The sequence below is a fragment of the Legionella gresilensis genome, from assembly GCF_900639865.1.
In the GTDB taxonomy this organism is placed as follows: domain Bacteria; phylum Pseudomonadota; class Gammaproteobacteria; order Legionellales; family Legionellaceae; genus Legionella_C; species Legionella_C gresilensis.
Window position 1 is genome coordinate 101,453 of record NZ_CAAAHX010000011.1, and the last position, 23,020, is coordinate 124,472.

The window sequence follows — 23,020 nt, forward strand, 5'->3', positions numbered from 1 at the left end:
AAGGGTTGACATAGAAACGTTTTAGTTATAATTAGCACGCAAAATTATCCATGCAATAAAGCGGTGTCTGTTCAACTTAATTAACGATTACGCCCTACTTTTTCTTCTTTTTAGGTAAATATAAGTCAGTTATTGACCCTTCAAAAGCCTCTGCGGCTTGTCCTACCGATTCTGATAATGTAGGATGTGGATGAATAGTTAATGCAATATCTTCTACATCACAACCCATTTCAATCGCTAAGGCAGTTTCCGCAATTAGATCACCCGCACTTATACCAACTATTCCTGCCCCTAAAATACGCTGTGTATCTGGACAAAACAATAATTTGGTCATTCCTTCTTCGCGACCCATACTAAGTGCCCGCCCACTAGCTGCCCAGGGGAAAACACCTTTCTCGTAAGCAATTCCTTTTTCTTTCGCCTCTTTTTCTGTTAAGCCTGCCCAAGCTATTTCAGGATCTGTGTAGGCCACACTTGCAATACACTTAGGAGCAAACTCATGTTTCATTCCGGCAATGACTTCTGCAGCAACTTTTCCTTCTGGTATTGCTTTATGCGCTAACATAGGTTGCCCAACAACATCGCCAATGGCAAAAATATGGGATACATTCGTACGCATCTGTTTATCAACAGGAATAAAACCCCGCTCATCGACTTGTACGCCAGCTTTTTCAGCATCAATCGCTTTACCACTTGGCCTTCTACCTACAGAAACAAGTACTTGTTTGAAACATATAGGGGTGTCAGTTTTATGCTCACCTTCCATGCTTACATATATACCGTCTTTTTTTGCTTCTACGGCAGTCACTTTAGTCTTGAGTAAAAAGTTCACGCCTTTTTTACTCATGCGCTTTTGTAATACATTAACTAAATCGGTATCAGCACCAGGAATAAGCTGATCCATAAATTCAACTACCGTCACTTTAACTCCTAAAGCTGAATAAACAGTAGCCATTTCTAGTCCAATAATACCACCACCAAGAACGAGTAAATCCCCTTTTATATCTGCTAATTCTAAAGCGCCAGTTGAACTAAAAATCCGTGGATCTTCAGGAATAAAAGGTAAATTAACGGACTCACTACCGACTGCAATAATTGCATTGTCGAAGTCTATCGTTTGCTTATTATCTACGTTAATTTGATTCGGTCCAATAAATTTTGCAGTACCAGTAACCACCTCTACTTTACGTTGTTTAGCAAGTGCTTTTAAGCCACCTGTTAATTTGCCAACAACGGAATTTTTCCAGGCAACAAGCTTTTTATTGTCAAACTTAGGCTTACCAAATGTAACACCCTGATCTACCATCTCATGGGCTTCTTCTACTACTTTAGCAATATGCAAGAGCGCTTTTGAAGGAATACAGCCTACATTAAGACACACACCACCTAAAGAAGGATATCTTTCTATTAAAACGACTTTTTTACCCAAATCAGCAGCACGAAAAGCCGCAGTATAGCCACCCGGGCCACTACCTATAACGACTACATCTGCTTTAATACTTTCACTCATTACGGCCTCATTATTAATCAATATTAAGTTTAGTTAATTTTATTTACATTTGTTATGCGCTGAAATAAAACACGCATACTATAAAATAATTCTACGAATATCACTAAGTAACTCAGCAATATAGCGAGTAAATCGTGCAGCTTCTGCACCATCAATAACACGATGATCATAAGATAATGATAAAGGTAACATTAACCTTGGTTTAAATTCATTATTAATATAAATGGGTTTTATAGTAGAGCGAGATAAACCTAGAATAGCAACCTCAGGACTATTTACAATGGGAGTAAACGCTGTACCGCCAATGCCCCCCAAACTTGAAATAGTAAAGCAACCGCCACTCATATCCATAGGCGTTATACCTTTTTCACGAGCTCGTTGACTTACTTCAGCCATTTGACGTGCTATTTCACTAATTGATAACTTATCTATCCCTCTTATCACCGGCACAACTAAACCATTTGGCGTCTCAACAGCAATACCAATATTAAAATATTTTTTATAAATTAAATTTTCACCCGTATTATCTAACGAAGCATTAAATTGTGGAAAAGCAAGCAAAGCCTTACTAACAACTTTCGTAACAAATGCTAATATTGTTAACTTATAGCCTGCATTCTTGGCAGCTTCAGTTTCAGCTTTACGAAAAGCTTCTAAATCAGTGATATCTGCTTCATCAAATTGAGTAACATGAGGAATAGTTAACCAAGAACGATGAACATTCTGGCCCGTTAAACGTTTTATCTTATTTAGTGGTTTTGTTTCAATTTCACCAAATTTACTAAAATCAATTGTAGGCGCTTGGGGTAAGGAAAGTTGGCCTGATGCAGGTTGCTCTACTAATTTCGCTTTAATAAAAGCTTGAACATCTTCTTTAGTAATTCTAGCTTTACGACCTGTACCTTTTACCTTAGTTAAGTTAACACCTAGCTCTCTAGCCATGCGTCTTACCGCAGGACCGGCAAAAATATTGTTGTCTGCTGTAGCTTCTGAATCTTTACTATCTTGAACTTGGGCCTTAGTTTGCTCTACTTTTGCAGGTAGTTCGTCTTCCTGTTTAGATTCATTTATACTGTCTTTAGAGGCTACTTTTGATTCCTGAAAAGCAACGTCATCAGATTTATTTTGACTCAATCCTTGCGTTTTTAACGTTAAAATTAAGGTACCTTGTGCTACTTTATCCCCTACCTTTACAGAAACATTTTCTACACTTCCAGCAACAGGTGCAGGAATATCCATGGTAGCCTTATCGCCTTCTAGCGTAATTAAGGCTTGATCTTTTTCAATAGCATCGCCAGGTTTAATCATTACATCGATAACATCAACATCAGTGGCCCCACCAATATCAGGAATAACCACCTCTATCACCTTGCTCTCTTTAGATGTATTGTCTTTCTTTTCTTTAGACTTATCTACTTGATTATTAACTTCTTCTGTATCAGCTTGTTTGACTGCGGTATCTTCTTCTGTGGCAACTGCATCAACTTCTTTAGGCTCTGAAGCGTTTTGAGTTTCATCTACAAGCGTTAAAATGACATCACCTTCACTCACTTTATCACCAATATTTACCACTATATTTTTTATTTTTCCAGCTTGAGGTGATGGGATCTCCATGCTTGCTTTATCTGACTCTAAAGTAATTAAAGATGTATTAACATCAATTTCATCGCCAGGATGCACTAAGATTTCAATAACATCTACATTATTAGCTCCGCCAATATCAGGAACTTTTATTTTAATTTCATCTGTCATGTTTATCCTCAGCCATAGACTATGGAGCCTAATGTCATTTATTTCTTACAACATATGCCCTTTATAAAAATTTAATAAAAGGCATGAGATATATTTTATTATTGTAGTGCTGGATCTAACTTATCAGCATCAATTTTATAACGTTTTATGGCATCACTAATGACACTTTTTGATAGATCACCTTGCTCAACTAACGCTTCTAATGCTGCTAAAGTAATAAATTTTGCGTCAACTTCAAAGAAATGTCTTAATTGACTTCTTGTATCACTTCTTCCATAACCATCTGTTCCCAATACTTTATATAAACCAGGAACGAAAGGTCTGATTTGATCTGCATATAAACGCATGTAGTCGGTCGCCGCAACTACCGGGCCCTGACAATTTTTCAATTGTTGAGTGACAAAGCTTTGACGAGGCGTCTTTTCTTCAGGATGCATTCTATTATAACGCTCAACTGCTAAACCATCACGACGTAACTCATTAAAACTGGTCACACTCCAAATATCTGCACTTACTTTATAATCTTTTTGTAATAATTCAGCGGCAGCTATTACTTCACGTAAAATCGTGCCACTACCTAAAAGCTGAAGGTGCGCTTTTCCTTTTTTAGAACTTTTACGTAATTGATACATCCCTTTAAGAATACCTTCTTGAACCCCTTCAGGCATTTCAGGTTGGCTATAATTTTCATTCATTACAGTGATGTAATAGAAGATATTTTCCTGATCAACATACATACGACGTAAGCCATCTTGAATAATAACAGCCAGTTCATAAGCATAAGTCGGATCATAGGTGACACAATTAGGAATAGTTGATGCCATTATATGACTATGTCCGTCTTGGTGTTGTAACCCCTCACCTGCTAGTGTAGTTCGGCCAGCTGTACCTCCAAGTAAAAATCCTCTGGCTTGAATATCACCAGCAGCCCAAGCTAAATCACCAATACGTTGAAAACCAAACATAGAATAATAAATGTAGAATGGAATCATAGGCAGTTTATTAGAACTATAAGATGTTCCTGCAGCAATCCATGAACAAAAAGCCCCTGCTTCATTAATACCTTCTTCTAAAATTTGACCATCACGTGCTTCGCGGTAATACATAACTTGTTCATGATCGACCGGAGTATATAATTGCCCTACCGGTGAATAAATGCCAATCTGGCGAAATAACCCTTCCATACCAAAGGTTCGACACTCATCAGGAACTATTGGTACAATTTTTTTACCTATTTCTTTATCTTTTAACAATAGCGTTAAAATACGGACAAATGCCATGGTTGTTGAAATTTCTCTATCACCAGAGCTTTTTAATACCGGTTCAAAATAAGATAGCTCAGGAATCTTTAATGGCTCAAATTCTGTTGTCCTTGCAGGTAAGTATCCCCCCAAGGATTCACGCTGCTTACGTAAGAACTGCACTTCTGGGCTATCATCAGCCGGACGATAAAAAGGAATTTCGGTAATTTTATCATCACTTATTGGAATACTAAATCGATCTCGAAAAGCGCGTAAGTGCTCAATAGACATTTTCTTTTGTTGATGAGTGATATTCTGGCCCTCACCAGCAGCTCCCATACCATAGCCCTTAATTGTTTTTGCTAAAATAACAGTTGGGGCACCTTGGCTTTCCATTGCTTGAGCATAAGCAGCATATACTTTTTGTGCATCATGACCGCCACGATTTAATCGCCAAATATCATCATCTGACATGTGCTCAACCATTTTTTTTAGCTCAGGGTATTGACCAAAGAAATGTTCGCGAACATAAGCGCCATCATGTGCCTTGTAGGCTTGATAATCACCATCAACACACTCTTCCATGCGCTTTTGCATAATACCGTTTTTATCGCGTGCAAAAAGATTATCCCAGCGTGCACCCCATATTACTTTAATCACATTCCAACCAGCACCTCTGAATAAACCTTCTAATTCCTGAATAATTTTGCCATTACCACGAACAGGCCCATCTAGGCGTTGTAAATTGCAGTTAACAACAAAAATTAAATTATCTAATTTTTCACGAGCAGCAATAGTTAAGGCACCAACAGATTCTGGTTCATCCATTTCGCCATCACCTAAAAACGCCCATACTTTTCTTCCTTCAGGCTCGATTAAGCCACGATTTTCTAGATACTTAAGAAATCTAGCTTGATAAATAGCTTGTAAAGGACCCAGACCCATGGATACTGTCGGAAATTGCCAAAAATTATTCATTAACCATGGGTGAGGATAAGAAGATATTCCTTTTCCATCAACTTCTTGGCGAAAATTAGCAAGCTGTTGTTCAGTTAGCCGGCCTTCAAGAAAGGCGCGCGCGTAAATGCCGGGTGATGAATGGCCCTGAATATATAATAAATCGCCACCATGCTTGCCATTTGGTCCTTTAAAAAAATAATTAAATCCGACTTCATATAAAGTAGCAGCTGAAGCATAAGAGGCAATATGACCGCCGAGCTCAGGTGCATATTTTCCAGCTCGTAAAACCATTGCTACAGCATTCCAACGGATAAGGGCGCTAATCCGTTTACCAATTCCTTCATCTGGTGGTATAAGCTTTTCTTCATGAGGCTTTATAGTGTTTCTATAAGGTGTACAGATGGTATTAGCAAGCTGTACACCTTCAGCATTAGCCAAGTTTTGTAATTGTTTTAAGAGGAACCCTGCTCTCTCGCTACCCTCATTTTTTAATACCGATTGTAAGGCATCCAGCCATTCACGTGTTTCAATTGGATCAATATCATTAAATGTTTCACTTGCCATGAATGTGTTCCTCATCTTAAGTCTTATTGACAAACTCGCACTGATCGTAACTGTTTAGATACAGCTCCAGTGCAAGCTTGTACACAAATGCGATAGTCAGAGCGACAATCACAAGTTGTTTTGCGGCATTGTAGTGGATCACGATAAGAATTCAAATCACGAATTATCTCTCCACCTTTTACGTATTGTTCATGCTGATAATAAAGATAAGCTTCAGATGCTGATTGCTTGGCAAAAGCAAAACATTGCGGACAACTGTTTCGACAAACTTTATTACAAGCTGCTGCTCGTTGTTCACAAACGACAGTGCATAAATTACATGAAGCCTTCGTTTGACCTACGGGATAATGCGTACAAGAGCTCAAAAAGATAAATAAAAAACCTAGTACGCTACGCATAAAAATAGTCATTTAAGTATACTCATGATAATAATATTTAGCCTATTATAACCAAGTCGACAAGGTAAGTAAGGCAATTAAAATTAAATAAACAATCAGGGCACACTCTACTAAGCTTTGAGCATAAGGTAGTGTAATTACTTCTTCTTCCTGACCACGGGCTGCAAGTAACCCTCCGGTACTTAATATGGCATCATTATTTCTGGGTGAAGATAAAAATATTTGCTGATAATAATTAAATCCTTTCTGAAAATTACCAACAAATAGATATAGCATTAGCGTTATTCTGGCTGTAGGCCAATCTAAAATATTAATTATATTTGTGGCGGCTCTTTGTGTAACTTCATATTGCATACATAAAGACACTAATCGATAAAATAACACACCTATGGGACCCGTTAATATAAACCAGAAGATAATTGCAAAAAGCTCATTATTGACTTTAGCAAAATAATTTCCTGCACTTAATTCATTTTCTAATTCATTGGCAGGTGTGGAATTTGGATAAAAGGGGTTTTCTGGTCCAATGCAATAATAAAAAATAATAAAACTTATTAAAAAACCAAAAAGACCAAATATTAAATGCCCTAAAAGCGCAAATACAATCCAAACAATTAATAACAAAGGTAATATAACAAAGATTAAAGCTACATAAGAATTTTTAAGCAGCCCGCTTTGCGAAAATTTGTTTGTTAAATTCTTAATATAATTAGGAAACCACTTAAAGCGTGTTTCTGAAACAGCGTGTATTAAATAACGTTCGCTTAAAAGGGTTAACATCATAATCAATAACTTCATTATTAATCCTTACGCATTTTATCTGATAATGCAATTGGAGTTGGGTATTTTAAAACAACTAGGTAAGAAGAAACGATAAAAGTCAGAATAGTCGTTGCTTGGATTAAATTAGATGCAACCTCTGAGATTAAATTAGTGCTTAAAGCAATACTTGCAACTAAAAGGGAAAACTCACTTGCTTGGCCTAAACGAAAACCTACTTCTTTCGCAACTAGCTTTTTTTCACCCGACTTTACAAGAAGATATTGAAATACTAAAGGCTTAAGTAAGAGCATTAATAGGCCAAGCAAACACGCAGGTATAATAACTTGTGCTACAAAACTAAAGTTAAACGTTGCTCCTATAGAAAAGAAAAACATGACTAAAAAGAAATCTCTTAAAGGCTTAAGGCTTTCAGCAATATAAAGAGAAATGGGACTTGAAGCTAGGGCAACCCCGGCAACAAAAGCACCAATATCTTCTGACAATCCTATCTGCTCAGCTATAAAAGAAAGAGCAAGGCACCAACCAATTGATAATAAAAATACATATTCTTGTGTTCTATCAAATCGAGCTAAGAGTTTTACAAGCACATAACGCTCTACGGCAAAAGCTAGAAGAGTTAAAGAAGGTAACGCAAATCCCACTAAGATAAAATCATTTAAAGAAAGGCCATCACCTTGCGCACCATTAATTAAAATAAGCACAATTATGGCAATAACGTCTTGCATTAGTAAGACGCTAATCATTACCTCACCTGTATGCTGATGGTGCAAAATAGTTGTTGGTAAGAGTTTTAAGCCAATGATGGTACTTGAGAACATCATCGTTGCACCTAAAACCCAAGATTCACTAATACTGAGGCCAAACCATCTTCCTATGCAAAATGCTATTACAGCAAATAGAGCTGAGCTAATAAAGGCTATTCCTGTAATTTTTTTTAGCATATGAACCAGGTTCTGTGGCTGTAGATGTAATCCTAATAAAAACAAAAGGAATACAATCCCAATATCACCAACCTGTTGGACAACGGTTACATCTGTAACAAGCTTAAGACCCCATGGTCCTAGCGCTGCGCCTAACAAAATATATGCAACCAGTAGAGACTGTCTTGTATATAAAACAAGCGTTGAAAATACTGCAGCCCCAGCAAAAATTAAAAAAATAGTATAGAAAACTGAGTCTGTATACATAGTCAAATCACTGTTTAAAGAGTAAGGAAGGCTTATCGCCACAACAAAAAATAATCACTAATTTTTTATTAAACTGCATTATTTTAAATCCATATATTAAATTATTATCTTAACACTTATAACCTAGAGCGTTGGCTTATTTAATATTAAAAAAGTACACTGCTTTTACAACAGATGGAATTCAAAATCAAGTAAGCATGAGAGAATTCAAACTGCAAATTATCTTTTATTTTTAATAAAAGGATCCAGAGGTTTTTCCACGAAAAACATGATAAGAATAAGCCGTATAAGCTAGCAAAACAGGCAACATAATTGCCACACCTACTAAAATAAATATAAGGGTTGAATCTGGCGCTGCAGCCTCCCAAATTGTTACTTGATGAGGAATTAAATAAGGATAAATGCTAATAGCTATACCTAAATAAGCGCAGAGAAAAATAATAACACTACCAATAAAAGGTTTGATTTCATTACCAGTCGATAAATTTGAAAGGTTATACCAAGTTATTAGGATAGCAACACCAGTTAAAATAGGGAGCGGCGCTAAAAGAAAAATATTAGGAATACTATACCAACGATTAAAAATTTCATCGCTATGCAGCGGCGTCCAAATACTAACAATAATTAAAAACAAACTCACTAATGTTAACATTCCTTTAGCATAATGTATCATTTTACGCTGCAATTTACCTTCACTTTTAATCACCATCCAGGTTGCACCTAGCAACCCGTAACCACAAATCAAAGCCACGCCGGTTAGTAAACTAAAAGGGGTTAACCAATCTGTACTATTTATAGTAAGCTTGGCCTCATCAATTGGAAAACCTTGCACAACGCATCCTAAAACAATACCTTGAAAAAAAGCAGCTGAAATTGAACTAAGCGAAAATATCCAATTCCATAATGGTTTACTTGCAGATGCTTTAAAGCGAAACTCGAAACTTACACCGCGAAAAATTAAAGCAATAAGCATTAACATTAACGGCATATATAAAATAGGAAGTAGTAACCCATAAACGATGGGAAAAGCACCATATAACATGGCTCCCCCAAAAACAAGCCAAGTCTCATTACCATCCCAAACAGGTGCAACTGAACTCATCATCTGGTCTCTTTCAAGTTCACTTTCAGTAAACGGAAATAAGATACCTATTCCTAAATCAAAGCCATCTAAAATGACATACATAATGATGATAAAGGCGAGCAATCCAGCAAAAAGAAAAGGTAACATTATTTAGACTCTCCTCTTTTATCAATTTCGGCCATATATTGAAACGGCATATGATCTACAGCCTTGTTATCAAGGATAACTAATCCATGACGAATGGTTTTAAATAAATAATAGAGATAAAAACTAAAAATAATTCCGTAAACTAAAACCAAAAGTATGAAAGAAATAGCAACATCTTGCCAAGCAACATCTGAAACAGCGTCATGTGTCCGTTGTAAATTATAAACAATCCAAGGTTGACGACCGAATTCAGCAGTAAACCAACCACTTATAGTAGCAATAAATCCAAACGGGGCGGTAATTAAACACCATTTATGAAATAATTTTGATTTAAATAGTTTTTCTCCTCGTCGTAGCCAAAGAGCAACAATTGCTGTCGCTAGCATTAAAAGCCCAATACCGACCATAATGCGAAAAGAGAAAAAAACAGCAGCTACTTTTGGTTGATTTGCCACACTAACTGAACGCAATCCAATTAACTCACCATTTAAATCATGCGTATTAATCAAACTTGCAAGTTTAGGTATTTCAATTGCATATTTGTTTTTTTGTTCTTGCTGAGATGGAATAGCAAATAAAACTAACGGGGCACCTCTTTGCGTTTCCCAAACACCTTCCATAGCAGCAGTCTTAAGAGGCTGATATTTATGAATAGCCAAACCAACCGTATCTCCTATCCATATTTGCAAAGGAACAACAATTAAAGCAGACCACATCGCAAAAGATAAACATGTTTTAGCCACATCTTCATGTTTTTTTTGTAATAGAAAGTAGGAAGCCACACCAGCAACCACAAAACAAGTTGTCGTATAGGATGCAAAAATCATATGGAGAACACGTGGAATAAATAAGGGATTAAAAACCACATCCCACCAGTTATTAACAATGTATTTGCCATTTTCTATCGCATAACCTGATGGCATTTGCATCCAAGAGTTTGCTGATAAAATCCAAAAGGCGGAGATTGCCGTACCAACACCAACAAATACGGTAGCAAAAAAATGTAATTTAGGGGGAACACGATTCCAACCGAATAGCATCACACCTAAAAAACCCGCTTCTAAAAAGAAGGCAGTAAGCGTTTCATAAGCGAATAATGCACCTAACACATTGCCAAAATGAGTTATAAAAGGGCCAAAATTAGTGCCAATTTGATAAGCCATGACAATTCCTGACACGACACCCATACCAAATGTTAGTGCAAAAATTTTAGTCCAAAATTTACAGATGGTTAAATAAAGAGGGTTATTTGTTTTTAACCAAATAGCCTCCATAATGATTAGAAAAATACCAAGACCTAAATTTAGAGTCGGAAACAAAATATGAAAACCAATACTAAATCCAAATTGTGCCCTTGATAAGATTTCTACAATCATATTTTTACCCTTGGAAGTATTACGGTGAAAAAACTATTTAATACTACTTACATACTTTGTTTTAATGCTCCATTATATATTTTGCAAAATATGTTAATGTCTATAAAAATTCAGTTTTTTTAAAATATTTATAATCCCTGTACTCCATGACTTAGATGCGACAATTTTAATTTTTTAACCAGCATGGATAAGCCAGGCCGATAAACGTTTGTAGAGCAAGAGCCCATAGGCTTAGATAGATTAAAATTTATATTTTATACTTCTTTACTTAAAAAATATATTTTTAATCAATATTTAATAGCGTTTTAACCGAGACAACGATATTATTGTCTTTTTAAAATTTATATTGATCATTTAATAGACAACTAGTATTTAAAATGTTATTATTTAGTCATTGCGCATCTGACAGGATGAAAGTTAAAGGATTTAATAATAAATATTTGATTTTGGTGATAACCAAATAACTCGTAATGCAAGTACCAAATTAGGGAGTTTTAGATATAAATGGGCTATACCAATATTCTATCTCGATTAAAGGCTAGGAAGACGTTCTCACTGTTACCATGGATAGTTTGGGGCTTAGGCTGTATTTTTTACTTTTATGAATGTTTATTACAAGTTTCGCCAAGCGTTATGAGTAATGAGCTTATGCGTGATTTTGCTGTCACCAGCCAAACATTAGGTGTGTTATCAGGAATTTACTTCTATTCATATGCAGCTTTACAGCTTCCAGCTGGTGTCTTAATGGACTATTTTGGGCCACAACGACTACTTACTATCGCTACATTAATATGTTCATTAAGTACAATTACTTTTGGGTATACTAATAGCTTTTATGCAGCATGTTTAGCCCGTTTAATGATAGGTTTTGGCTCTGCTTTTGCCGCTGTAGGCACCCTGAAGTTAGCAGCCAACTGGTTTCCTGCGCAACGATTTGCTTTGTTAACCGGTATCATGGTCACTATTGGCATGCTTGGGGCGATTGGCGGCGAAGCACCCTTAGCGTTACTTATTGAGAGCTATGGCTGGCGGGAAAGTATGTTTATTATGGGTACGGTAGGAATTGTTTTAGCAATTCTCATTCTACTTATTGCCAAAGACTCGCCTAACCAATCTTTATCCACTACAAAAACAGAGGGTGAAAAAGAACATGTGTGGTCAAACTTCTTACAATTAATTAAAAACAAGCAACTCTGGTTAGTTGCTATCTACGGTGGGCTAATGTATATGGCTACACCTGTTTTCTGTGGTTTATGGGGCGTCCCGTTTCTAATGTATAAAATGAAGCTTACCAAAGCCATAGCCGCCGATTATATTTCTTTCGTTTTTATTGGCTGGGCTATTGCAAGCCCATTATGGGGTATTTTGTCTAATAGAATGGGTAGACGGAAACCTCCTTTGTACATAGGGAGTATGGGTGCCTTAATTACAAGTTTATTATTTATTTATGCGCCCATTAACTCTGACATTTTAATGCATTCAATCCTGCTATTATTTGGTGTTTTTTCGGCAGCCTTTCTTCCAGCATTTGCAATAGCAAAAGAATTATGCAATAAGCAATATGTTGCAACAGGTTTAAGTTTTATGAATATGATGAATATGATAGGTATTGCCGTATGCCAGCCCTTAGTTGGTTTTATCTTAGATAGAATGTGGCACGGACAAACAGTAGATCAAATTAGAATTTACCCCATTGAAGCCTATCATTTAGCATTGGGTATTTTACCTTTAGGCATTTTTATAGCTTTAACCATTTTACCCTGTATAAAAGAAACATACTGTCATAATATTCATAACAAAGAATAAGTAAAATAAATAAAAATTAGGGTATACTTGCGCCCTATTTGATGAAGCAAACTAGCAGAGAAACTATGTCTAAGAAACTTTTTATTAAAACAAATGGCTGCCAGATGAATGAATATGATTCATCAAAAATGGCAGAAGTCTTACTACATTCACATAATCTTGAAAAGACAAATAATGTAGAAGAAGCTGATGTTATACTTCTAAATACTTGTTCCATTCGTGAAAAAGCGCAGGAAAAAGTTTTCTCTCAACTTGGCCAATGGCGTGAATTTAAAAAAGCAAATCCTAATGTGATTATTGGCGTAGGCGGCTGCGTAGCTAGTCAAGAAGGTAGTGATATTATTAAGCGCGCACCTTTTGTGGATTTAGTGTTTGGCCCGCAAACACTGCATCGATTACCCGCGTTATTAGATGAGCGTTTGCAGACAAAAAGACCCGTTGTTGATATTAGCTTTCCTGAGATTGAAAAATTTGATCATTTACCAGCACCACGTGCTGAAGGTCCTGTTGCTTTTGTATCAATTATGGAAGGTTGTAGTAAATATTGCAGTTACTGTGTAGTTCCTTATACCCGTGGTGAAGAAATTAGCCGACCTTTTGATGATGTTTTGGCCGAATGCTATCAGCTTGCCATGCAAGGGGTACGTGAAATTAACTTGTTAGGTCAAAACGTCAATGATTATCGTGGACAAATGGAAAATGGTGATACAGCCGATCTTGCTTTGTTAATTCATTACCTTGCTGCTATTAAAGGTATAGGTAGAATCCGCTTTACTACATCACATCCACTTGCCTTTTCTGATAATCTTATCAATGCATTTGCTGAAGTGCCGCAACTTGCAAATCATTTACATTTACCAGTACAAAGTGGCTCTGATCGAATTTTATCACTTATGAAACGCGGCTACACGGCATTAGAATATAAATCAAAAATACGGAAATTACGCAAAGTAAGACCTGATATTCGTTTATCCACTGATATCATTGTTGGATTCCCCGGCGAAACCGATAAAGATTTTCAAGACACAATGGATTTAGTTCATGAGATAGGTTTTGATACTTCCTTTAGCTTTATCTATAGTCCTCGTCCAGGCACTCCTGCTGCTAATTTGGTTGATGAAGTTCCTATGGAAGTTAAAAAGCAACGTTTGCAAATTCTGCAAAATCGATTAACTTTAAACGCCTCTCGGTACAGCCAATCTATGATTGGTAGTAAGCAACAAGTACTTGTTACAGGAAAGTCGAAGAAAAATGCACATCAATTAGCTGGCAGGACAGAATGTAATCGTGTGGTCAATTTTGATGGCTCAACCGAACTTATTAGTCAGTTTGTTTCAGTGACAATTACTGAAGCATTGCCAAACTCTTTACGCGCACGTATTGAGGAAAGCGTCACGGCTTAATATGATAACAATACCTAAAGATATGTATGGACAACGGATTGATGTTGTCCTGGCGCAACTATTTCCTGATTATTCTCGTTCACAATTAAGCCAGTGGTTAAAAGAAGGAAAAATCACCGTTAACGATGGTTATTTAAAACCTAAAGATAAAGTACTTGGCGGTGAAATTATTCACCTTGATCTTCAGCTAATTTCAGAAAATAAAAATGAAAAGCTAACACCAGAAGCAATTCCTCTTAATATTGTGTTTGAAGATGATGAAATAATGGTGATCAATAAACCGGCAGATTTTGTCGTTCATCCAGGCGCAGGAAATCCTACTCATACGTTAGTTAATGCTCTGCTGCATTATAATCCTAACTTAGAAACACTACCTCGTGCCGGTATTATCCACCGCTTAGATAAAGATACGACAGGTCTAATTATTATTGCCAAAACCCTTGCTGCACATACCTATCTTATACGACAGATGCAAGCTCGGGAAATTAAACGTTTTTATCTTGCTTTAGTACAAGGTCATGTTATTGCTAGCGGTGAGGTAAATACCTTTTATGGGCGCCATCCACATAATCGTTTAAAGATGGCCGTGCGTGAGCAAGGTAAAGAAGCAATTACCCATTACAATGTCCGTAAGCAATATCAATTTTATACATTATTAGATATTGAACTTTTTACAGGTAGAACACATCAAATTCGTGTTCATATGGCTTATAAAAAACACCCTATTGTTGGTGATCCCCTCTACGGTACGCGTATGCGTATTCCGCCGGGCGCCAATGATGAATTAATCATGGCCTTACAGCAATTTAAAAGGCAGGCGTTACATGCTTATACGTTATCTTTAATACACCCTATTAAGGAACAACAGTTGACATTTAAAGCACCTTTGCCTGATGATTTTGAGCATCTATTAATTTCATTGGATAATTATATTGAATTACACACGCCCTAACTGGACAGCACCAGTAAATGTATTTGCCTTAACGACCGAGCGCTCAGGTGGTTTTAGCGAAGGCGTTTTTGCAAGTAACAATTTAGGGAACCATGTCGGTGATAATCCCGAACATGTTAAAGCAAATCGTCAGGCGCTATGTTCTATAGTGCCGTCTGAGCCTGAATGGTTAGAACAAACACACAGTATTGATTGTGTCGTGGTCGAAGATACTGATCAACGTTCTGCTGATGCAGCGATTACTCGCCTACCTAACTGGGTTTTAGCAATCTTAACAGCGGATTGTTTACCTCTTATATTGTGTAATCGTCAAGGCACAGAAGTCGCAGCAATTCATGCTGGTTGGCGTGGTTTAGCCAATGGCATTTTAGAACAAACGATTAGTCAAATGATAAGTAAACCAGAAGATTTACAAGCTTGGATTGGCCCTTCCATTTGTGCTAATTGCTATGAAGTAGGCGATGATGTTTATGAACATTATCAAGGGAATTACCCTTTTTCTAAAGATTTTTTTAAGCCTTATCAGCAAAAATGGTTAATTAATATACCTAGTATTGCTGAACAAATTCTTAAAAGAATGTCAATTTCAAAGGTATATCAGTCACATTTATGTACTTTTGAGAATAAAAAACAGTTCTATTCCTATCGTAGGGAGGGACAAACGGGTAGAATGGTTACACTAATCTGGTTCACAAACTAACTAGGATAAATTTATGCATCGTTATCTTCGACTCTTAGTGAGTATTTTTCTATTAAATTTATTACCTTTTTCTTTATTCGCTGACACATCCACGCAGCAACAAGTATTACCTATGCCGTCTTTAGCTCCAGTGTTAAAGAATGCCATGCCTGCTATCGTAAATATTGCTGTACAAGGTATTATTCAGACTCCTTTACCGAATGTTGAGGATGATGATAATAATAACGACAAGAATAGTCCGCCTGAAAATCAACAATTAATGCCAGAAAAACCAAGAAAATTTCAAAGTATTGGTTCAGGTGTCATCATTGATCCTACTAATGGTGTCATTATTACCAATGATCATGTCATACGTAATGCTAATTTAATTACAGTTACCTTAAATGATGGCCGCCGATTAAAAGCAAGGCTCATCGGTACAGATAGTGAAACTGACTTAGCAGTTTTAAAAATCGATGCAAAAAATCTTAAAAGTTTACCTATAGGCGATTCTGATAAAGCTGAAGTTGGCGATTTTGTTGTTGCTATTGGAAATCCTTTTGGCCTAAATAGTTTTGGTAATAGTCAATCAGCAACCTTTGGTATTATCAGCGCAATGAAGCGCAGTGATTTAAATATTGAAGGAGTTGAAAATTTTATTCAAACGGATGCAGCAATTAATCCTGGTAATTCTGGCGGTGCACTTGTTAACGCCAAAGGAGAATTAATAGGAATTAACACTGCAATTATCTCTCCTTATGGCGGTAATGTTGGTATTGGTTTTGCAATTCCTATTAATATGGCTAAAGATGTTGTCATGCAACTTATTAAGTTTGGCTCTATTCACCGTGGCCTTATGGGTATTTTTGTGCAACACCTAACGCCTGAATTAGCGCAAGCAATGGGTTACGGGGAAGATTTTCAAGGCGCTTTAGTTTCCCAAGTAAATGAAGGATCTCCTGCAGAAAAAGCAGGCTTAAAAGCTGGTGATATTATTACGCAAATTAATAATACTAAAATTACGCAAGCAACTCAGGTTAAAACAACGATCAGTCTATTACGTGTTGGTAGCGATGCTAAAATAACGATTCATCGTGATGGCAGAGAAATGACCTTGAATGCGGTTGTAACTGATCTCAAGAAACATGAGCAACAGTTACAAGCAAGCAATCCATTTTTATATGGTTTAGCTTTAAGAAACTTTGAACAAGACTCACCAATACACGGTAATGTCATTGGCGTTCAAGTTGTTGGTGCTTCTGAAAACAGCGCTGGATGGCGTGCTGGCTTAAGACCAGGCGATATTATTGTCTCCGCAAACAAACAGCCAACTCCAAATGTGAAATCTTTACAGACTGTTGCACAACAACAAAATCAACGTCTTTTAGTTCAAGTCCTTCGTGGTCCCGGTGCACTTTATTTGTTAATTATTTAATATAGTAATTTACTTCTCTTTTAATGAAACTAGATCTCTCAATATAGTGATCTAGTTTTATTGTTTCTAAATGATATAAATCTAAAATTTTTCTTAAAAATTAGTTCCATACTTCTTGACATACAACTCATAAAAAGCCACAATCACGCCTCTTGTGGCTATGTAGCTCAGCCGGTTAGAGCGCGGCACTCATAATGCTGAGGTCGGTAGTTCGAGTCTACCCATAGCCACCATAAATCAAGAACTTACCCTTTACGACCTCAAAAATATTCCTACGTCAGGGTGCAAACTGAATGAATAACCATACAAAAAGGGGCGGGTCTTCCCCAAATTAGGGGCACAATAATCAACCACATAAGACTTTACCCTGATACGATAATTTTATTTTAATTAATATAATCAAAAACTTATAGAATATTTAATAATTCCTTAATAATCCCTTAATAATTTCTTAATATAATTACAAAATTTTTACTTATTGTAGAATTCAAATGCAGTCTAAAGTTGATAGAAATCTAGCTATTCTTAAACAACTTAATGAAGAAGTTAACCAACAACTCATTCACACCCCTAATCATTTTGATAATCTAGAAGACGTAATATATTTTTTAGAAAATGGCAAAGATCAGCGCTTCTTATATTATCTTTATAAACATCTTAATCAATTGTTTAAGCAATTTTTACACAACAATAACACTTCAATTACAAGATTAACATTAGAGCTCAAAGAATCTTTTCAAACCGAAGTACAACATAGTATCAAAAAATTACGCGATGACCTCATCATCCAAAAAAAGTATATTCTTTCAACTGATGAACTACAAAAGATGGAAGAAGGGACAGATAAAGATATCCTTAAAGCAGAACAAATAGCTTTAGATAAAAAAATAGAGCAATACTTTAAACTAAACTTGTCAAACTCACTAGAAATACTCTATTCCGGTCAAGAGCTAGCGATTGAAGATAACGGTTTAAATGAACGATTTAAACAACAAGATGCTTTAGTAGATTATCGCAAGCAGTATGGCAAAGATTTTCTATCACAACGCACCCTAGTAAGTAGTTTAGATGAATCTGAAATTGCTAACCTCAATCAAAAACTTAGTAATTTTTGTACAGGCTTGTATTTAGAGCGGATGAAGGTACGGGTAGGTCAATGCGGTGAGCATACGTCACTTTCACTCGTTAAGTTATTGAAAGAACATCGTCTACCTTGGAACACGACGATTGAAGTTATTTATAGCGATTATTATGACCAAGGCCTTATTGAAGACAATCATGTTTTTTTAGTGATTAATCGAGACCCTAATAGTGATTTGGCTGATATTTCAACTTGGGGAGAGGAAGCTATTGTTTTTGATTCTTGGAAAAAAGAAGTCTTTAAAGCAACTGACTATTTATCTCATCGTTATATGGAGGGCGGTGAACAAAAAAATTATTCAGCAATAAAGTATGATTGGAAAGACGCAGAACTATTAAATAGTTTAATTGATAATGATGTTTATTTACAGATAACTGGCAATACCCAACTGGATAAACTTGTACCTGCTTTAATTGAAGAAAATCAATTATTCGCTATTAATGAAAACCAACTTAAGCAGACAAACCAGTTGCTTAATGACATAGTTAAGGAGGTACGACCTGCTAACTTTGATCTGAACGTTAAATTTTATTTAACCACCGCTGGTAATCAATTAATTCAAACGATAGCAGGCTTTCCGGAGCCAACTATTATTCTTCATCGTGATTTTTTTAATCATCTTGATGATCAATCGTTAAGAGCTGAGTTACGATTTGCCCTAGCCCAGCAGCTACTATCAATTAAAAAGCATGGCGTATGGATTAATAACAATCTAAGCTCATCAATGCAATATGAATTAGATCGTGAAGCTTTATACGTGTCAGGTGATGGTGAAGCAGTTATTAATTATCTACGACGTGCACAACACTTTCATGAGGCTCGTAAAGATGAAATCCCCTCACAAGCGCTACCTGAGATGATAAATAAACTAGTACGAGGAAAAAGTCTACCCTCAACATATGAGCAACGGATTAAAAACATCATGACCTACTTTGCCTCTAACACAGTTAGTCTAAAAGAACCTATCTTTTTTGGTTCGTTAGAAGCAGTGCATACTGAAGTAGCAACTATTAGCCCTTCTTTTTTCTACCAAGAAGGCTTTAAACAGCACGATTCTGTTGTGACAAAAATTAATTATTTAACTGAGCAACTTTCTTCCCTTAAAGAACATGAGTTATTGCCTTATGAATTAACTCAGGCTCCGAGCGCACGGGTGCGTGAGTTTTGTCGACTACTCTATAGTTTAACAATTGACTGGTCTGATGACGCACAAATTAAAGCCGTTGATAAGCTCATTAATCAGGCCTTTGAATTAAAAGTGCCAGGTTTTGATCGCATTTATTTAGCCATACAACAGGTTCCCTTTCCAAAATTTTTTCATGCGCTAGAAAATAAATTAAAAGTGTTAGGTCCTTTTAAAGCCTTACAGGACACTGTTAATAATTTTGGCAATGCTATTGATCAAACAGCAGCTAAAAAAGAAGCAAAAATATTCATAAGACTTTTTAAACAGTTATATTCACATATAACTATAATACATGCTTCTGAATATCTAGCAGATTACCAAAAAAATCACCAAGGCAAATTGCCAACCGGTAGTGACCGGTTTTTTGGCTCTCAAATTGGGCAAAAAATTGATTGGCAAGGCTTTAATGAAAAACAAGCTTATCGTTTTGATAGATTTCTACAATGGGCAGCGGCAGATAAAGAGGGCCATATTGCTGAATTTTTATGGCATATAGGCATTAAAACGCATCCTCTCATTTTAGAAAATCTTTCTAATAATATTAAAGCACAGGCACTATCAGAAAATAATATCGATCTAATTAGATTTTCTACATCTAATCCGCTATTAAACCAATATAATTTAAATTGGAGTAGGCTAGCAATAGCCGTTATCCAAGATGACACAAAACGTCATCAATTGGTAGATACATTTCAAAGTACGGAGCCTTTTGAACAACAATTTATTCAATTTTTTGATAATAATATAAAAGCGCTACGTGGTGCAGCCGATCTGGACGAGTCTAAGAAAAAACTTAATTTAAATAATGATAATCCTACCGTACGTTGTTTATTAGCAAAATTTACAGAAATTGCTTTAACGGGAACGCCACAAGAGAAAGCTATTGTTAAAAGCTTCTTTTTAGGCCGTCAAGATAAGCGTGATTTAAAATCACTTCAAGTATCTACAACTTGTTGTGATTTAACGTTAGATTCGCTTTATTATCAGTTTTGTTTTTATCAACGTTATGAGAAGCAAACGTTTTCTTTATTTAGCGCTGATGAGTTAATCGCATTAATCAAAGAAAAGCAAGTTTATGATTTTCCGCCGCATTTATTATGGTACTATTTTGCCCTTCCTGACAAAGAATTTACACTAGCATATTTATCGCTCTTCTTTAAAGAATTAAATAAGAAAGAATTAAATATGATAGCGTTATTAAATGCTGATAAAATTATAAATCAGCACATTGATACTTACGGACCTTATCCTTTATTTAGCCATGAAACTGCACAGTTGTTAGCATTGGCTCGCATTAATTCACATATCGATCAAAAAGAAATTTTTAGAGCCTGTCTAAAGCAAGAGCCTTCTGAGTTACTTTTTTCTCAATTAGAAATAAATGATTTAGTCACGATTTATAAAGCCTATGAAGCAAATTTCTTATTTACCTCCTTTGCAGAGCAACAGGAATGGGGGCAATTACTTTTAGCCCAGCTCAAAGCAAAACCTAAAGAGCAACAGCTCGAAGCTATTGAAGCTTTATTAAACAGCAAACAATACAAACGACCCTTAACGGATGCTACCTTACGAAATAATCTTATTGAGAGCTGGGTCAGTATCCAAAGCGAATTATTAGGTTTAGATGACAATACAGAAGGCTATCTTACTAAAATAAAAACTATCATTGAAAGCCTGTCAATAAAGCTAGCTCATATTGAGTTAGAGCGCCTATTAGCCAAGCTAGCTTCATCAATCCAATCCCAACGACAAGTGAGTGAATTGATGGGCATGAATCTTTATCCAGAGCGTTATTCAACAATTCATGAAAAAGTAAATAAACAAAAGAATGAATTGATTCTTACTAATCTAGCTACAACCACCTCTTTTTTAGGTGAAGACAAATTTACTAAAGAACAAGCACTCGATTTTATTTCCACCCCCCTTACCTCGGAGTCCGTAAGCAATTTTGCTATCTATTTGGTCGAACACGAAAAAGCCAGCAAGTTATGTGAGCTATATTATGGTTCAGATTATATATTAACTGGTAAGAACAAAGATGAGCAGATTATTCAAACTAAAATAGCGCTTAATCAATTTTATTATCAATTTTGGGATTGCAATTTAACCCAGCGTGCGGTCTTATTGGATCAGTTAACACTGCCGGCTAGTGAAGTCGTGACCGATGCGCAAATGGTCGCGGCCTATCAAGACACCTTTGCTTATGCAGCGCAGAAACTATTTCCTAAGGCCCATATCAAAAATTCAGATGATGAATTAGCCTTAGAGTTTTTAAAAACCTATCTTGCAGTTGCTAATAAATATGAACGAAGTATCCTTTTAGCCGGCTTAATAGTGGTGACCAATGAGACCGCTACCGCTGACAACGACATTGGCATTGGTAAAAAAATAGCGCTTTTATGTGAGCATATGGGACCCGCTTATATTAAGCTTGCGCAAGCCATTCACAGTCATCCGCAAACACCTGATTATATCAAACGGGATTTACATCATATTAAAGGGCGTGCTAATCCCCCTGCCCGTTGGGATTTATGGCGTCTTTTAACCGATGTTTTACCTGATGTTGAAATCGCGAATATTAACCACGTGGGTGCCTTGTTAGGGTCAGCCTCTTACAATTTAGCACTAGACATCGATTATAAAGAACCAGGCAATCAAAAAGTCTTGATTTTATTGCGTGAGCATGCCAAAGCAGACGCTGAAAAAGGCTTTGACCAACTTATGAAAACCATTGAGCAATGTCCTCACCCCCGAGCGCAAGCGATGCGCGATACCTTAAGCACCATGCTTGACGAAGCCAAGCGTTTATCTCAAGCGGAATTAGATTATCATATCTCCGATAAGCAAAACGCCCTTGCTCATACCATGTATCAGCTCCCGCTATCGGTGACACTGCAAAATCAACAATACACGGTGTTATTAACCTCGGCAACCAACCTGAGTAGTGGCGATGGTTATCGCGTGATTGAACGCATGTATGGGACTGAATTTAATGACCTACCTGACAATACGCAAGAACAATGCACCGCCAAAAAAGTCATTGCTACCGCTATTGTGACTCTGGAATTAATTCATATCTTGCAAGGCAAGCAGTTCGATAGTGACCGCCACGGTAATCAACTGCGTGCGCTCATTGATGAGGAATCGCAAACCATTTATTTAGGGTTATATGATTTTGGTGAACTCTCGCTAGAAGAACCTAAACCAGAGGAGCTCCAACAGCTAGCCGCCCTTCTCAAACAACTGTTAAGTCCAAAAAACTGGTCAAACCCACAAACTTTGGCGACACAAATCGATGGTTTACTGTCAAAAACAATTACTCAAAATATTAAGGAACACAAACCTACCACTTATCTCATGCACATTAAAAAAGGTTTGTTGGCCTTACAAGATTTTCAGAAATATTTAAGTACCCA

14 protein-coding genes and 1 tRNA gene are annotated in these 23,020 nt (G+C 36.4%); 7 read left to right on the top strand and 8 right to left on the bottom strand.

The features are described 5' to 3' along the window. Nucleotides 1-94: 94 nt before the first annotated feature. From lpdA to E1P04_RS13510, 8 genes are all read right to left on the bottom strand, one after another. Nucleotides 95-1,510 (bottom strand): dihydrolipoyl dehydrogenase, encoded by a 1,416-nt coding sequence (gene lpdA / locus E1P04_RS13475; protein ID WP_131783429.1) that lies wholly within the window; start codon nt 1,508-1,510, stop codon nt 95-97. A 78-nt stretch (nt 1,511-1,588) separates the two neighbouring features. Beyond that, on the bottom strand, nt 1,589-3,262 hold the full coding sequence (gene aceF / locus E1P04_RS13480) for a dihydrolipoyllysine-residue acetyltransferase (protein WP_131783430.1): 1,674 nt from the start codon (nt 3,260-3,262) through the stop codon (nt 1,589-1,591). 98 nt (nt 3,263-3,360) lie between these two features. Beyond that, nucleotides 3,361-6,027: a pyruvate dehydrogenase (acetyl-transferring), homodimeric type gene (gene aceE / locus E1P04_RS13485; RefSeq protein WP_131783431.1), complete on the bottom strand. Its 2,667-nt coding sequence runs from the start codon at nt 6,025-6,027 to the stop codon at nt 3,361-3,363. Between the two features lie 23 nt (nt 6,028-6,050). Continuing rightward, entirely contained in the window at nt 6,051-6,437 is a 387-nt protein-coding gene (locus tag E1P04_RS13490; RefSeq protein ID WP_165482787.1) for an acyltransferase, read from the bottom strand. Between the two features lie 33 nt (nt 6,438-6,470). Next, complete coding sequence (locus E1P04_RS13495; RefSeq protein ID WP_131783433.1) at nt 6,471-7,223, bottom strand: hypothetical protein; 753 nt, start codon at nt 7,221-7,223, stop codon at nt 6,471-6,473. A gap of 2 nt (nt 7,224-7,225) precedes the next feature. Beyond that, nucleotides 7,226-8,395, bottom strand: coding sequence for a cation:proton antiporter (locus E1P04_RS13500; RefSeq protein ID WP_131783434.1), 1,170 nt, complete (start codon nt 8,393-8,395; stop codon nt 7,226-7,228). Nucleotides 8,396-8,627: 232 nt separating this feature from the next. After that, nucleotides 8,628-9,626, bottom strand: coding sequence for a cytochrome d ubiquinol oxidase subunit II (cydB, locus tag E1P04_RS13505; RefSeq protein ID WP_131783435.1), 999 nt, complete (start codon nt 9,624-9,626; stop codon nt 8,628-8,630). Next, on the bottom strand, nt 9,626-11,002 hold the full coding sequence (locus E1P04_RS13510; RefSeq protein WP_131783436.1) for a cytochrome ubiquinol oxidase subunit I: 1,377 nt from the start codon (nt 11,000-11,002) through the stop codon (nt 9,626-9,628). The genes cydB and E1P04_RS13510 overlap by 1 nt, the downstream gene beginning before the upstream one ends. A 504-nt stretch (nt 11,003-11,506) precedes the next feature. On the opposite strand from E1P04_RS13510, the gene E1P04_RS13515 reads away from it, so the two are divergent. The 7 genes from E1P04_RS13515 to E1P04_RS13545 all read left to right on the top strand — a co-directional run. Continuing rightward, complete coding sequence (locus E1P04_RS13515; protein WP_131783437.1) at nt 11,507-12,808, top strand: MFS transporter; 1,302 nt, start codon at nt 11,507-11,509, stop codon at nt 12,806-12,808. Nucleotides 12,809-12,873: 65 nt separating this feature from the next. Further along, on the top strand, nt 12,874-14,211 hold the full coding sequence (gene miaB, locus E1P04_RS13520; protein ID WP_131783438.1) for a tRNA (N6-isopentenyl adenosine(37)-C2)-methylthiotransferase MiaB: 1,338 nt from the start codon (nt 12,874-12,876) through the stop codon (nt 14,209-14,211). A 1-nt stretch (nt 14,212) separates the two neighbouring features. After that, nucleotides 14,213-15,163 (top strand): 23S rRNA pseudouridine(1911/1915/1917) synthase RluD, encoded by a 951-nt coding sequence (gene rluD, locus E1P04_RS13525; protein WP_131783439.1) that lies wholly within the window; start codon nt 14,213-14,215, stop codon nt 15,161-15,163. Beyond that, nucleotides 15,144-15,863, top strand: coding sequence for a peptidoglycan editing factor PgeF (gene pgeF / locus E1P04_RS13530; RefSeq protein WP_131783440.1), 720 nt, complete (start codon nt 15,144-15,146; stop codon nt 15,861-15,863). Before rluD ends, pgeF begins: the two co-directional genes overlap by 20 nt. A 13-nt stretch (nt 15,864-15,876) precedes the next feature. Continuing rightward, nucleotides 15,877-17,277, top strand: a complete 1,401-nt coding sequence (locus E1P04_RS13535; RefSeq protein WP_131783441.1) for a Do family serine endopeptidase — start codon at nt 15,877-15,879, stop codon at nt 17,275-17,277. 156 nt (nt 17,278-17,433) lie between these two features. Further along, nucleotides 17,434-17,510: transfer RNA gene (locus E1P04_RS13540), tRNA-Met, on the top strand. Between the two features lie 258 nt (nt 17,511-17,768). After that, on the top strand, nt 17,769-23,020 hold a 5,252-nt coding region (locus tag E1P04_RS13545), incomplete at its 3' end, for a hypothetical protein (RefSeq protein ID WP_131783442.1).

What these genes read in the sequence shown, in the direction of transcription:
- lpdA (WP_131783429.1), bottom strand. Translation starts at nt 1,510, where the DNA reads ATGAGTGAAAGTATTAAAGCAGATGTAGTCGTTATAGGTAGTGGCCCG.
- aceF (WP_131783430.1), bottom strand. Translation starts at nt 3,262, where the DNA reads ATGACAGATGAAATTAAAATAAAAGTTCCTGATATTGGCGGAGCTAAT.
- aceE (WP_131783431.1), bottom strand. Translation starts at nt 6,027, where the DNA reads ATGGCAAGTGAAACATTTAATGATATTGATCCAATTGAAACACGTGAA.
- E1P04_RS13490 (WP_165482787.1), bottom strand. Translation starts at nt 6,437, where the DNA reads ATGACTATTTTTATGCGTAGCGTACTAGGTTTTTTATTTATCTTTTTG.
- E1P04_RS13495 (WP_131783433.1), bottom strand. Translation starts at nt 7,223, where the DNA reads ATGAAGTTATTGATTATGATGTTAACCCTTTTAAGCGAACGTTATTTA.
- E1P04_RS13500 (WP_131783434.1), bottom strand. Translation starts at nt 8,395, where the DNA reads ATGTATACAGACTCAGTTTTCTATACTATTTTTTTAATTTTTGCTGGG.
- cydB (WP_131783435.1), bottom strand. Translation starts at nt 9,626, where the DNA reads ATGTTACCTTTTCTTTTTGCTGGATTGCTCGCCTTTATCATCATTATG.
- E1P04_RS13510 (WP_131783436.1), bottom strand. Translation starts at nt 11,002, where the DNA reads ATGATTGTAGAAATCTTATCAAGGGCACAATTTGGATTTAGTATTGGT.
- E1P04_RS13515 (WP_131783437.1), top strand. Translation starts at nt 11,507, where the DNA reads ATGGGCTATACCAATATTCTATCTCGATTAAAGGCTAGGAAGACGTTC.
- miaB (WP_131783438.1), top strand. Translation starts at nt 12,874, where the DNA reads ATGTCTAAGAAACTTTTTATTAAAACAAATGGCTGCCAGATGAATGAA.
- rluD (WP_131783439.1), top strand. Translation starts at nt 14,213, where the DNA reads ATGATAACAATACCTAAAGATATGTATGGACAACGGATTGATGTTGTC.
- E1P04_RS13535 (WP_131783441.1), top strand. Translation starts at nt 15,877, where the DNA reads ATGCATCGTTATCTTCGACTCTTAGTGAGTATTTTTCTATTAAATTTA.